This window comes from Mixta sp. (genome assembly GCF_024610815.1).
Lineage (GTDB): Bacteria > Pseudomonadota > Gammaproteobacteria > Enterobacterales > Enterobacteriaceae > Mixta > Mixta calida.
In genome coordinates, this window is the sequence record NZ_JANION010000106.1 from 1 (window position 1) to 12,760 (window position 12,760).

A 12,760-nucleotide genomic window follows, 5' to 3' on the forward strand; every position below is an offset into this window, starting at 1 on the left:
CTCCACTACATCTTCAGGATCTTCATCGGGCATTGGCGCCTCATGCATCCAGACTGAGACCAGACGATAGGAGACCGCCAGCACGACCGGGCCGATAAACAGACCAATCATGCCGAAGGCGACCAGCCCGCCGATAACGCCGGAGAGAATCAGGATCATCGGCAAATCGGCGCCCATACGGATCAGCACCGGGCGCAACACGTTATCCAGCGTGCCGACTACGCAGCTCCAGACCAGCAGCACGGTGCCCCAGGTGGTGTCGCCGCTCCAGTAGAGCCAGATCACCGCCGGAATCAACACCGGCAGCGGCCCCGCCTGCACCAGGCAGAACAGGATCATCAGCACCGTCAGCAGCGTAGCGTAAGGAATGCCCGAAATGGCCAGGCCAATGCCGCCCAACACGCCCTGCACCAGCGCGGTGACTACCACGCCCAGCGCCACCGCGCGGATCGCCTGGCTGGCCAGCAGCACCGCCGCGTCGCCGCGACGCGACGCGAGACGAAAAGCGAAGTGGCGAATGCCGTTGCCTACCTGCTCGCCACGCCAGAAAAGCAGGATGCTGAACAGCAGCATCAGGCCCAGATGCAGCAGAAAACGACCGAAATGGCCCGCCTGCGCCACGAAAAAGCCGGTGGTGCGGCCGACATAAGGCTGTACTTTGGCCATCAGCGCGCTGCCGCCGCCATCCAGCAGTAGATGATAGCTGGTGTAAAGCTTGCTGCCGACCAGCGGGATTTGATGCAGCCAGTTGAGCTGCGGCGGATGCAAATTGCCGGAGGTTGCCCAGGCGACGAGCGGCCCCACGTTATCAATCAGGCTGTTAACCAGCAGCGCGACCGGAATAATAAACAGCAGCAGCAGGATTAACGTCATGGCGATGATCGCCAGCGTACGTCGCCCCCAGAGCAGCGCCTGCAGCTTCAGCATCAGCGGCCAGGTGGCGATCACCACCATGCTCGCCCACGCGAATCCGAGGATAAAAGGTTGTACCACCCAGAAACAGGCGACAATCATCAGCAGGATGAACATCAGTGAGAAAAGAATTTGAGTTAAATCCATTTCCTGTTGCAGTTTTCTCATACGAAAAAAAGATCCTTAATTTATGCCTTGCCATCGTCAGCGGCCCATTGCCGCCTGGCCTTTAATAATGCGGGATTTCCTCACGTTGCGACAGTGGCGCACGGCGGAAGTTGTTACGTTTCCTGAAAAAACAGCACCCCATAAAAAAATGTGATACAACGAGAATCAGCAACAAAAACAGCAAGCGCAAACGATACACAACATTTGGTCACCCGATAATGATCCCACAGATTTCTCAGGCGCCGGGCCTCGTGCAGCTGGTGCTTTCATTTCTGGACGCGCTGAAACAGCGTGGTTTCACCGGTGATACGGCCACCAGCTACGCTGACCGTCTTACCATGTCCACAGATAACAGTATTTACCAGCTTTTGCCGGACGCGGTGCTTTTTCCGCAATCCACCGCCGACGTGGCGCTGATCGCCAGCGTCGCCGCCAGCCCGCCGTTCTCCAGCCTGACCTTCACCCCGCGCGGCGGCGGCACCGGCACTAACGGCCAGTCGCTGAATCAGGGCATCGTGGTGGATATGTCGCGCTATATGAACCGCATTCTGGACGTTAACCTGGAGCAAGGCTGGGTGCGCGTCGAGGCTGGCGTGATAAAAGATCAGCTTAATGCGTATCTTAAGCCGCTGGGCTACTTCTTTTCGCCGGAACTTTCCACCAGCAACCGCGCCACGCTGGGCGGCATGATCAATACCGACGCCTCCGGGCAGGGTTCGCTGGTCTACGGCAAAACCTCCGATCACGTGCTGGGGCTGCGCGCAGTGCTGCTGGGCGGCGACATTCTCGACACCCGCCCCATGCCGGTAGAATTGGCGGAACAGCTGGCGCAGGAGCAGACGCCGGAAGGACGCATCTATCACACCGTCCTTTCCCGCTGCCGCGAACAGCGCGAACTGATTACCGAGAAGTTCCCGCCCCTTAACCGCTTTCTCACCGGCTACGATCTGCGCCATGTGCTGAGCGACGATCTGCAAACGTTCGACTTAACCCGCATTCTTTGCGGTGCTGAAGGCACGCTGGCCTTTATCAGCGAAGCGCGCCTGAATATTACGCCGCTGCCTGCGGTGCGCAGGCTGGTCAATATTAAATATGATTCGTTCGATTCGGCGCTGCGCAACGCGCCGCTGATGGTGGAAGCGAAAGCGCTGTCGGTCGAGACGGTCGATTCAAAAGTGTTGAACCTGGCGCGCGAAGATATCGTCTGGCATTCGGTGCGTGAACTGATCACCGACGTGCCGGACAAAGAGATGCTCGGCATCAATATCGTCGAGTTCGCCGGTGACGATCGTCAGCTGATCGATGCGCGGGTCGCCGCACTCTGCGAACGTCTTGATGCGCTGATGGCGCAGCAGCAGGGCGGCATTATTGGCTATCAGCTCTGTAACGATATCGGCGCTATTGAGCGCATCTATAACATGCGTAAAAAGGCGGTAGGTCTGCTGGGCAACGCCAAAGGGCGCGCCAAACCGATTCCCTTTGTCGAAGATACGGCGGTGCCGCCGGAGCGGCTGGCGGACTATATCGTCGAGTTCCGCGCGCTGCTTGACGGGCATGGACTGAACTACGGCATGTTCGGCCACGTCGACGCCGGGGTGCTGCATGTGCGTCCAGCGCTGGATATGTGCGATCCGCAGCAGGAGATGCTGATGAAGCAGATTTCCGATGAGGTGGTGGCGCTGACGGCGCGCTACGGCGGCCTGCTGTGGGGTGAGCATGGCAAAGGCTTCCGCGCCCAGTACAGCCCGGCCTTTTTCGGCGAGGCGCTCTATCAGGAGCTGCGTCGCATTAAGGCCGCTTTCGATCCTGACAACCGGCTGAATCCCGGCAAAATATGTACGCCGCTCGGCGTTGACGACCCGATGATGCAAATAGACAGCGTGACGCGCGGCTACTATGACCGCCAGATCCCACTCGACGTGCGTAACGAGTGGCGCGGCGCGCTGGAATGCAACGGCAACGGCCTCTGCTTTAACTTCGACGCGCGCAGTCCGATGTGTCCGTCGATGAAAATTACCCGCAACCGCATCCATTCGCCGAAAGGGCGCGCCACGCTGACGCGTGAATGGCTGCGCCTGCTGGCGGAGAAGGGCGTCGATCCGCTGGCGCTGGAGCGGCAGATCCCGGAATCGGCCATCAGCCTGCGCGGGCTGATCGCGCGCACCCGCAACAGCTGGTATGCGCGCAAAGGGGAATATGACTTCTCCCATGAAGTGAAAGAGGCGATGTCCGGCTGCCTGGCTTGTAAAGCCTGTTCGACGCAGTGCCCGATTAAAATCGACGTGCCGGCGTTTCGCTCGCGTTTCCTGCAGCTCTACCATACCCGCTATCTGCGTCCGGTCAGCGATCATCTGGTGGCGGCGGTGGAAAGCTACGCGCCGGTGATGGCGCGCGCGCCGCGCGCGTTTAACTTCTTTCTGAAGCAGCCCTGGGTGCGCAATCTCAGCCAGCGTCATATCGGCATGGTCGATCTGCCGCTGCTCTCCACGCCGACGCTGAAACAGCAGCTGGCAGGCCATCCGGCATCGGCGACCACGCTGGAACAGCTGGAGCGCCTCGACGCTGCGCAGCGCGAAAAAACGGTGCTGGTGGTACAGGATCCTTTTACCAGCTACTACGAAGCGCAGCTGGTGGCGGACTTTGTGCGTCTGATTGAAAAGCTGGGCTACCGGCCGGTGCTGCTGCCGTTTTCCCCCAACGGCAAGGCACAGCATATTAAAGGCTTCCTGAAGCGGTTCGCCCGCACCGCGCAAAAAACGGCGGATTTCCTTAACCGGCTGGCGCAGCTGGGGATGCCGATGGTCGGCGTCGATCCGGCGCTGGTGCTCTGCTACCGCGATGAGTATAAGCAGACGCTGGGCGATCGGCGCGGCGACTTCCACGTTCAGCTGGTGCACGAGTGGCTGCATCAGGCGCTGGCGACGCGCGAGATCAAGCAGCCGACCGGCGAATCCTGGTATCTGTTCGCGCACTGCACCGAGGTGACGGCGCTGCCCGCCACCCCTGAGCAATGGGCGGCGATCTTCGCCCGCTTCGGCGCGCGGCTGGAGAATATCAACGTCGGCTGCTGCGGCATGGCGGGCACCTACGGCCATGAGGCGAAAAATCTCGACAACTCGCTGGGGATCTATGAGCTTTCCTGGCATCCGCAGATGCAGAGGCTGCCGCGGCAGCGCTGTCTGGCGACCGGCTACTCCTGCCGCAGCCAGGTGAAGCGGATTGAGGGCAACGGCATGCGCCATCCGCTGCAGGCGCTGCTGGAGCTGATGCCATGAGCATCTGGAAGCGCCAGGCGACGCTGGCGGAGATCAACGCGCGCAGCGCTGATAATCTGGTTGGGCATTTAGGCATCCGCTTTACCGCGCTGCTGGAGGATGGGCTGGAAGCGGTGATGCCGGTAGATGAACGCACGCGCCAGCCGTTTGGCCTGCTGCACGGCGGCGCGTCGGCTGTGCTGGCGGAGACGCTCGGTTCGATGGCAGGCTATCTCTGTACCGAAGGGGACGAGGCGCTGGTTGGGCTGGAGATCAACGCCAGCCATCTGCGCGCGGTGCGCGAAGGGGAAGTCCGCGGACGCTGCCGCCCTTTGCAGCTTGGCCGTACGCATCAGGTCTGGCAGATCGATATTTTCGACGGTCAGGATCGTCTCTGCTGCAGCGCGCGGCTTTCGACGGCGATCAGGCGGCCCGTCTCCTGATAAGGCGGACGCCGTCTGGAAAAGGCGTAAAAGCTACCAGATCCAGGCGGCGTGCTTGACAAAATCGCTCTGCAACGCGGTGGCTTTTTCCCAGTCGCCGCTCATCGCCAGCTGGTGGCAGAGCTTGCTCAAAGAGTGTCGCGCCAGCTGGCAAGCCTGCATGCGGAACAACCGTTCGCGCTGTTTATTGTTGATCTCGTGCAGCAGTCGGTGGTGCAGCTTGCCAAGCGCATGAAGATAACTTTGCTCATCGCCATTGAGCTGGCACAGTTCGGCCATATCTAAACAGGTGTCGTTAAAATTACGCAGCTGATCGAGCGAACAGTCGGGACGATTCAGCTTTGCCTGCGCCAGGTAGAAATCGACCGTGATATCGCGCACGGCAAACTTATATTCATCAATTTTGTACTGTAGCCAGGCATTGATGGAAACGTTCATGCTTCACCTGTGGCATGTTAATGATAATCATTATCATAATAAAAATGCGCCAGGTTGCAATGGCGTTGCGGGATAATTTATCCATTAATGCTGCCTGTCGATAAAATCGGCAATAACAATCCTCTTTATGACCAGGAAGCGTAAAATAACGACAGGGTTGATTTAGCGCATTAGGCGCTTTTTAACTTATTGATTTTATACTATTATTCTCCGCCCCTGCGGGCATCGTCGCTGTAAAAGCAAACTGCTTCGCAGAGACTATCCTTAATAAAACGGCACGAAAAAAGGCGGTTTGCGCTTATCCCTGCAAAACAAGAGGTTGAAGCAATTACCATTATCACTACCATAGTGGACCAGGACTGCCAGGCATCGCATCGCGAGGTAATAAACTATGCAATCTGCAAATCCGGCATCTTTCTCTCCAGATGATTTCATCTGGAAGGGTTTGACCTTAACTGACAGCGCGGCGCAGCAAATTAAAACGCTTGCCGCCAACGATCCGCATGTAAAAGGGCTGCGACTGGGCATAAAACAGTCGGGCTGTGCGGGCTTCGGCTACACGATGGACCTGGTGAAAGAACCGGCGGAAGACGATCTGCTGTTTACTCATCAGGGCGCAACGCTTTACGTGCCGCTGCAGGCGATGCCGTTTATTGACGGCACGCAGGTTGATTTCGTGCGCGAAGGCCTGAATCAGGTATTTAAATTTAATAACCCTAAAGCTCAGCACGCCTGCGGTTGCGGCGAGAGCTTTGGCGTCGAGTAACATTGCTATGTCCCGAAACAGTGAAGCATCAGATGACGTACAAATCTGGGAAGGCGGCCGACAGAATTATAAGGAAGGCTTCTTTACCCAATTACAGACCGACGAGCTGGCGCACGGCATCAGCGAAGAGGTAGTGCGCGCCATTTCCGCCAAGCGCAACGAGCCTGAATGGATGCTCAACTTCCGCCTGAAGGCTTATGAAGCCTGGCTGCAAATGGAAGAGCCGCACTGGCTGAAAGCCCATTACGATAAGCTGGACTATCAGGATTACAGCTACTATTCGGCGCCTTCGTGCGGCAACTGCGACGACAGCTGCGCCTCAGAGCCGGGCGCGACGCAAACCTCCGGCGCGCAGGCGAGCAGCAGCTACCTGACGCAGGAAGTGGAAAAGGCGTTCGACCAGCTGGGCGTACCGGTGCGCGAAGGCAAAGAGGTGGCGGTGGACGCCATTTTCGACTCTGTTTCCGTCGCCACCACCTATCGTCACAAGCTGGCGGAGCAGGGGATTATTTTCTGTTCCTTCGGCGAAGCGATTCAGGAACATCCTGAGCTGGTGCAGAAGTATCTCGGCACCGTAGTACCGCATAACGATAACTTCTTTGCCGCGCTTAACTCGGCGGTCGCGTCGGACGGCACCTTTGTCTATATCCCGAAAGGGGTGCGCTGCCCGATGGAGCTCTCTACCTATTTCCGCATCAACGCAGCGAAAACCGGTCAGTTTGAACGCACTATCCTGATCGCCGACGAAGACAGCTACGTCAGCTATATCGAAGGCTGCTCTGCGCCAGTGCGCGACAGTTATCAGCTGCACGCGGCGGTGGTAGAAGTGATCATCCATAAAAACGCCGAAGTGAAATATTCTACAGTGCAGAACTGGTTCCCCGGCGGCGAAGGCCAGGGCGGTATCCTGAACTTCGTGACCAAGCGCGCGCTGTGCGAAGGCGAAAACAGCAAAATGTCCTGGACGCAGTCGGAAACCGGTTCGGCCATCACCTGGAAATATCCCAGCGTGATCCTGCGCGGCGACAACTCCATCGGCGAGTTCTACTCCGTGGCGCTGACCAGCGGCCGCCAGCAGGCGGACACCGGCACCAAGATGATCCATATCGGTAAAAACACGAAGTCGACCATTATTTCAAAAGGGATCTCCGCCGGTAAAAGTCAGAACACCTATCGCGGCCTGGTGAAAATCATGCCGACGGCGACCAACGCCCGCAACTTTACCCAGTGCGACTCTATGCTGATCGGCCCGGACTGCGGCGCGCATACTTTCCCGTACGTGGAGACGCGCAACAACACCGCGCAGCTGGAGCACGAAGCGACCACCTCGCGCATCGGCGAAGATCAGCTGTTCTATTGCCTGCAGCGTGGCATCAGCGAAGAGGACGCCATTTCGATGATCGTTAACGGTTTCTGTAAGGATGTCTTCTCTGAGCTGCCGCTGGAATTCGCCGTTGAGGCGCAAAAGCTGCTGGCCATTAGTCTGGAACACAGCGTCGGCTAACGTCGGCGTTATCTGCATCGTTGCCTGCGGGCAAGCGAAGGACAAAACATGTTAAGCATTAAAGATTTACAGGTAAGTATTGAAGATAAGGCCATCCTGCGCGGACTGGATTTAGAGATCAAACCGGGCGAAGTGCACGCCATCATGGGGCCGAATGGCTCCGGTAAAAGTACGCTCTCCGCCACGCTGGCGGGCCGCGAGGAGTACGAAGTCGTCGGCGGTTCGGTGGCGTTCAAAGGCAAAGATCTGCTGGAGCTGTCGCCGGAAGAGCGCGCCGGCGAAGGTATCTTCATGGCTTTCCAGTATCCGGTAGAAATCCCCGGCGTCAGCAACCAGTTTTTCCTGCAAACCGCGGTTAACGCGGTGCGTAAATATCGCGGACAGGGCGAGCTGGATCGTTTCGACTTCCAGGACTTTATCGAAGAGAAGATCGACATGCTGAAGATGCCGGAAGATTTGCTGACCCGTTCAGTAAACGTCGGCTTCTCCGGCGGCGAGAAAAAGCGTAACGACATTCTGCAAATGGCGGCGCTGGAGCCGGATCTCTGCATTCTTGATGAAACCGACTCCGGTCTCGATATCGACGCGCTGAAAATCGTCTCCCACGGGGTGAACTCGCTGCGCGACGGCAAGCGCGCCTTTATTATCGTGACGCACTATCAGCGCATTCTTGACTACATCAAACCTGATTACGTACACGTGCTGTATCAGGGCAAAATCGTGAAATCTGGCGACTTTACGCTGGTGAAACAGCTGGAGGAGCAAGGCTATGGCTGGCTTACCGACCAGGAGTGAGAACGCGCTGCAACAGTGGCATCATCTGTTTGAGTCGCGCGGCGACGATCGCTCGCTACAGGCGCAGCAACACTGGCAGCAGCTGATGCGGCTGGGTCTGCCGACCCGCAAGCATGAAAACTGGAAATATACACCGCTGGACGAACTGTTCAGCCACCGTTTCGTACTGCCTGCGGAAGCGGCGCTGACGGCGGAGCAGGTCGCCTCGCTGGCCCTGCCGCTGGATGCGGTGCGTCTGGTGTTTGTTGACGGGCACTTTAGCGCCAGCCTCAGCGACGCTGATTTCGACCAGTTTGAAGTGCAGGTCGCCAGCGCGGCGGAGCGCCGCAATCTGGCCGCGCCGGTTCAGCCGGAGGTGTTTCTGCACCTGACCGAAAGTCTGGCGGAACAGGCGACCACACTGCGCCTGGCGCGTGGCAAAGCGGCGGCGCGTCCGCTCTATCTGCTGCATATCAGCAGCGGTCGGAACGAAGAGGCGCTGAACACCGTTCATTATCGCCACCACATGCAGATTGAAGCGGGCGCGCAGGCGCAGGTTATCGAGCACTATGTCAGCCTGAACGACCAGCCGCACTTTACCGGCGCGCGCCTGACAATGGCGGTAGGCGACAATGCGCAGCTGACCCACACCAAACTCGCATTTGAAAACGTCGGCAGCTACCATTTCGCGCACAATGATATCGTCGTCGGTCGCGATGCGAACGTCAGCAGCCACAGCTTCCTGCTGGGGGCGGGCCTGAGCCGCCATAACACCAGCGCGCAGCTTAACGGCGAAAACAGCAACCTCTCCATCAACAGCCTGGTGCTGCCGGTGGATAAAGAGGTATGCGATACCCGCACCTTCCTGGAGCACAACAAAGGCTACTGCCAGAGCCGTCAGCTTCATAAGACCATCGTGCGCGATCGCGCGCGCGCCGTCTTCAACGGCATGATCAAGGTGGCGCCGCATGCGCTGAAAACCGACGGTCAGATGACTAACAACAACCTGTTGCTCGGTCGCCTGGCGGAAGTGGACACCAAACCGCAGCTCGAAATCTACGCCGATGATGTGAAATGCAGCCACGGCGCGACGGTTGGCCGTATCGACGAAGAACAGATGTTCTATCTGCGCGCGCGCGGCATCAGCGAAGAAGCGGCGCAGCGCATGATTGTCTACGCCTTCGCCGCTGAGCTGACCGAGGCCATCGACAATGAAACGCTGAAGGCGACGGTGCTGCAGCGTATCGAGCAGCGTTTCCCCGGAGGCATTCAATGAGTTTTGATCTCGCACGCGTCAGGGCTGACTTCCCGATCCTGTCGCGCGAGGTCAACGGCCAGCCGTTGGCCTACCTGGACAGCGCGGCCAGCGCGCAAAAACCGCTGGCGGTCATCAACGCGGAAAGCCACTTTTATCAGCACGGCTACGCCGCGGTACATCGCGGCATTCACTCGCTGAGCGCCGCCGCCACCACCGATATGGAAAACGTGCGCGCCCAGGCGGCGCGTTTTCTTAATGCCGCCTCGCCGGAAGAGATTGTTTTCGTTAAAGGCACCACCGAAGGCATTAACCTGGTGGCGAACAGCTGGGGCGGCACCCAGCTCCGTCAGGGCGATAACATCATTATCACCGAGATGGAGCATCACGCGAACATCGTGCCGTGGCAGATGGTGGCGGCGCGCACCGGCGCGACCCTCCGCGTGCTGCCGCTGACCGCTGAAGGCGAACTGGACGTCGGACGTCTGGCGTCGCTGATTGACGATCGCACCCGGCTGCTGGCGGTGACGCACGTTTCCAACGTGCTGGGCACCGTCAACCCGGTCAAAGCGCTGGTGGCGCAGGCGAAAGCGGCGGGGCTGGTGACGCTGGTGGACGGCGCGCAGGCGGTAATGCATCAGCGCGTCGACGTGCAGGATATCGGCTGTGATTTCTATGTCTTCTCCGGGCATAAGATCTACGGACCGACCGGCATTGGCGTGCTCTATGGCCGTCAGGCGCTGCTGGCGGATATGCCGCCCTGGGAAGGCGGCGGCTCGATGATCGAAACGGTCATGTTGCCGGAAGGCACCACCTACGCGAAAGCGCCGTGGAGCCTCGAAGCGGGTACGCCGAATACCGGCGGCATCATCGGCCTTGGCGCTGCGCTGGCCTACGTTGAGTCGCTTGGTCTGGACAACATTCAGGCCTGGGAGCACTCGCTGATGGGCTATGCGCTGGACAAGCTTGCTTCGGTGCCCGATCTGGCGATCTACGGACCGCAGACGCGCGCCGGCGTTATCGCCTTTAATCTCGGCAAGCATCACGCCTATGACGTCGGCAGTTTTCTGGATCAATACGGCATCGCCATCCGTACCGGCCACCACTGCGCCATGCCGCTGATGAAGCACTACGGCGTACCTGCCATGTGCCGCGCCTCTTTCGCCATGTATAATAGCGAGGAAGAGGCCGATCGGCTTGCTGCGGGGCTGACACGTATACACCGCCTGCTGGGAGGCTAACGCCGTCCGGCTGGCAAGGGAGGAAGGAATGGCGACACTGCCAGAAAAAGAGAAGCTGGTGCGTAACTTTAATCGCTGCGCCAACTGGGAAGAAAAGTATCTGTATGTAATTGAGCTGGGCGGAAAGCTGCCGGAATTGTCCGATTCCTTCCGCCAGCCGGAATACAGCGTTTCCGGCTGTCAGAGCCAGGTCTGGATTGTGATGGATCAGGCTGAGGACGGCACCATTCAGTTACAGGGCGATAGCGACGCCGCTATCGTTAAAGGATTGATTGCAGTGGTATTTAGCCTCTATCAGGGGATGACGCCGCAGCAGATCGTCAAGTTTGACGTCCGTCCCTGGTTTGAACAGCTGGCGCTGACCCAGCACCTCACGCCGTCCCGTTCTCAGGGACTGGAAGCGATGATTCGCACTATTCGCGCCCGCGCCCAGGCGCTCTGCTAAGCTACACTTCTCTCACACCCCGCTACGGTTAGCGGGGTGCGTTTTACTGACGACGAGAGAAGCCTTCATGAAAGTATCATTTCCCTTCGCCCTTTTACTGACAGGCGCCGCGCTGCTGGCGCCGTTGCTGGTGAGCGCGACCGAATATCCGCTCCCTGCTGAAAACAGCCGGCTGATCGGCGAAAACAGCACGACGATTGTGCCTGCCGATAACCGGCCGCTGGAGGCTATCGCCGCACGCTACAAAATCGGCTTGCTGAATATGTTGGAAGCCAATCCCGGTACCGATCCCTGGTTGCCGAAGGCGGGTAGCGAATTGATTATTCCCCAGCAGATGCTGCTGCCCGATACCAAACGCGAGGGCATCGTGGTTAATCTGGCGGAGCTGCGCCTCTATTATTATCCGAAAGGGGAAAATAAGGTGATTGTCTATCCGGTTGGAATTGGCCAGCTGGGCGCAATGACGCCGTCAATGGTGACCAGTATCAGTCAGAAAATTCCTAACCCAACCTGGACGCCGACTGAGAATATTCGCAAGCGTTATGCTAAAGAAGGCGTCACGCTGCCGCCAATGGTGCCGGCCGGGCCGGATAATCCGATGGGGCTGTTTGCCATGCGCCTCGCGTATGGCAGCGGCCACTATTTGATCCACGGCACGAATGCTGATTTCGGCATCGGCATGCGCGTCAGTTCCGGCTGTATTCGTCTGCGGCCAGATGATATCGAAGCGCTGTTCAGCAGCGTGCCGAAGGGAACGCGCGTACAGATTATCAACCAGCCGGTGAAATATGCCGTCGAACCCGACGGTAAACGCTATATCGAAGTACACCAGCCGCTGTCGCGCAATGAGAAAGACGATCCGCAAACCATGCCGCTGCCGTTGACCGGCGCGCTGAAGCGCTTTATCAAAAGCAAAGAGAGCGACAGCGCATTAATCGAGGCGGCGCTAAAACGACGCTCCGGCATGCCGATTTTGGTTAACCTGGGCGAGGCGGTAAGCGGAGGCGAGACGCAAACCGCGGAAAAAGCGCCTCAGCGTGACGCAGCGCCTTCGGAGAAGCAAAAGGCTGGGGTGACTCAGGCGAAGCCGGAAAAAGCGTGAGAACGCTGAATGGCGCGTTTAGCGAGACGGTTGAAAAGGATTAAGAGAAGGGAAGAAGGTCTTAGCGGAAGAGATTAGCAGGAAAGAAAAATGAGCAAAAAAAATGGCGCCCGACAGGCGCCATTTTTATTACCAGAACTCTTACTTACGGTAAGAGTGAGCCTGGTTGTCCAGACGCTGGTTAGCACGAGCTGCGTCATCTTTAGCAGCCTGAACGTCAGAACGCATTGCGTTCACGTCGTTGCTCAGCTGGTCAACTTTAGCGTTCAGAGTCTGAACGTCGCTTGACAGCTGGTCGATTTTAGCGTTGCTGGAGCAACCAGCCAGCAGAGTTGAACCCAGAATTACCGCGCCCAGTACCAGTTTAGTACGATTCATTATTTATACCCTCTAGATTGAGTTAATCTCCATGTAGCGTTACAAGTATTACACAAAGTTTTTTGGTATGAGAATAAATT

12 protein-coding genes are annotated in these 12,760 nt (G+C 58.1%); 9 read left to right on the forward strand and 3 right to left on the reverse strand.

Features of this window, described 5'->3' with window-relative positions:
• Positions 1-1,080: AI-2E family transporter YdiK (ydiK, locus tag MYY08_RS07405; RefSeq protein ID WP_288013866.1), on the reverse strand; the 1,080-nt coding region annotated here is incomplete at its 3' end.
• Between the two features lie 218 nt (positions 1,081-1,298).
• Here ydiK and ydiJ point away from each other — a divergent pair.
• Both ydiJ and MYY08_RS07415 read left to right on the forward strand, forming a co-directional pair.
• Positions 1,299-4,355 carry a D-2-hydroxyglutarate dehydrogenase YdiJ gene (gene ydiJ / locus MYY08_RS07410; protein ID WP_288013867.1) on the forward strand — a complete coding sequence of 1,019 codons (3,057 nt, stop codon included), beginning with the start codon at positions 1,299-1,301 and terminating at the stop codon, positions 4,353-4,355.
• The gene (locus MYY08_RS07415) at positions 4,352-4,777 is read left to right on the forward strand and encodes a hotdog fold thioesterase (protein ID WP_038626332.1); all 426 of its coding nucleotides are present in this window, start codon (positions 4,352-4,354) and stop codon (positions 4,775-4,777) included. Before ydiJ ends, MYY08_RS07415 begins: the two co-directional genes overlap by 4 nt.
• 33 nt (positions 4,778-4,810) lie before the next feature.
• Here MYY08_RS07415 and MYY08_RS07420 read toward each other — a convergent pair whose 3' ends face one another.
• Entirely contained in the window at positions 4,811-5,215 is a 405-nt protein-coding gene (locus tag MYY08_RS07420) for a hypothetical protein (protein WP_038626330.1), read from the reverse strand.
• A gap of 391 nt (positions 5,216-5,606) precedes the next feature.
• Between MYY08_RS07420 and sufA the strand changes: the two genes are divergently transcribed.
• From sufA to MYY08_RS07455, 7 genes are all read left to right on the forward strand, one after another.
• Positions 5,607-5,981: a Fe-S cluster assembly scaffold SufA gene (sufA, locus tag MYY08_RS07425; protein ID WP_084970251.1), complete on the forward strand. Its 375-nt coding sequence runs from the start codon at positions 5,607-5,609 to the stop codon at positions 5,979-5,981.
• Between the two features lie 7 nt (positions 5,982-5,988).
• The gene (sufB, locus tag MYY08_RS07430; RefSeq protein ID WP_038626326.1) at positions 5,989-7,485 is read left to right on the forward strand and encodes a Fe-S cluster assembly protein SufB; all 1,497 of its coding nucleotides are present in this window, start codon (positions 5,989-5,991) and stop codon (positions 7,483-7,485) included.
• Between the two features lie 48 nt (positions 7,486-7,533).
• Positions 7,534-8,280 (forward strand): Fe-S cluster assembly ATPase SufC, encoded by a 747-nt coding sequence (gene sufC, locus MYY08_RS07435; protein ID WP_038626323.1) that lies wholly within the window; start codon positions 7,534-7,536, stop codon positions 8,278-8,280.
• Complete coding sequence (sufD, locus tag MYY08_RS07440) at positions 8,255-9,535, forward strand: Fe-S cluster assembly protein SufD (protein WP_190296809.1); 1,281 nt, start codon at positions 8,255-8,257, stop codon at positions 9,533-9,535. The genes sufC and sufD overlap by 26 nt, the downstream gene beginning before the upstream one ends.
• Positions 9,532-10,755 carry a cysteine desulfurase SufS gene (gene sufS, locus MYY08_RS07445; protein WP_038626319.1) on the forward strand — a complete coding sequence of 408 codons (1,224 nt, stop codon included), beginning with the start codon at positions 9,532-9,534 and terminating at the stop codon, positions 10,753-10,755. The genes sufD and sufS overlap by 4 nt, the downstream gene beginning before the upstream one ends.
• A 28-nt stretch (positions 10,756-10,783) precedes the next feature.
• A complete protein-coding gene (gene sufE / locus MYY08_RS07450; RefSeq protein ID WP_190296810.1) occupies positions 10,784-11,200 on the forward strand; it encodes a cysteine desulfuration protein SufE in 417 nt (138 codons plus the stop codon).
• A 67-nt stretch (positions 11,201-11,267) separates the two neighbouring features.
• On the forward strand, positions 11,268-12,302 hold the full coding sequence (locus MYY08_RS07455; protein WP_038626315.1) for a L,D-transpeptidase family protein: 1,035 nt from the start codon (positions 11,268-11,270) through the stop codon (positions 12,300-12,302).
• Positions 12,303-12,443: 141 nt separating this feature from the next.
• On the opposite strand, the gene MYY08_RS07460 is transcribed toward MYY08_RS07455, so the two are convergent.
• Entirely contained in the window at positions 12,444-12,680 is a 237-nt protein-coding gene (locus MYY08_RS07460) for a major outer membrane lipoprotein (RefSeq protein WP_002908860.1), read from the reverse strand.
• Positions 12,681-12,760: the final 80 nt, after the last annotated feature.

Coding starts and splice junctions, on each gene's coding strand:
- MYY08_RS07455 (WP_038626315.1), top strand. CDS start 11,268: ATGAAAGTATCATTTCCCTTCGCCCTTTTACTGACAGGCGCCGCGCTG.
- sufB (WP_038626326.1), top strand. CDS start 5,989: ATGTCCCGAAACAGTGAAGCATCAGATGACGTACAAATCTGGGAAGGC.
- ydiJ (WP_288013867.1), top strand. CDS start 1,299: ATGATCCCACAGATTTCTCAGGCGCCGGGCCTCGTGCAGCTGGTGCTT.
- MYY08_RS07415 (WP_038626332.1), top strand. CDS start 4,352: ATGAGCATCTGGAAGCGCCAGGCGACGCTGGCGGAGATCAACGCGCGC.
- sufS (WP_038626319.1), top strand. CDS start 9,532: ATGAGTTTTGATCTCGCACGCGTCAGGGCTGACTTCCCGATCCTGTCG.
- sufD (WP_190296809.1), top strand. CDS start 8,255: ATGGCTGGCTTACCGACCAGGAGTGAGAACGCGCTGCAACAGTGGCAT.
- sufC (WP_038626323.1), top strand. CDS start 7,534: ATGTTAAGCATTAAAGATTTACAGGTAAGTATTGAAGATAAGGCCATC.
- MYY08_RS07420 (WP_038626330.1), bottom strand. CDS start 5,215: ATGAACGTTTCCATCAATGCCTGGCTACAGTACAAAATTGATGAATAT.
- sufA (WP_084970251.1), top strand. CDS start 5,607: ATGCAATCTGCAAATCCGGCATCTTTCTCTCCAGATGATTTCATCTGG.
- MYY08_RS07460 (WP_002908860.1), bottom strand. CDS start 12,680: ATGAATCGTACTAAACTGGTACTGGGCGCGGTAATTCTGGGTTCAACT.
- sufE (WP_190296810.1), top strand. CDS start 10,784: ATGGCGACACTGCCAGAAAAAGAGAAGCTGGTGCGTAACTTTAATCGC.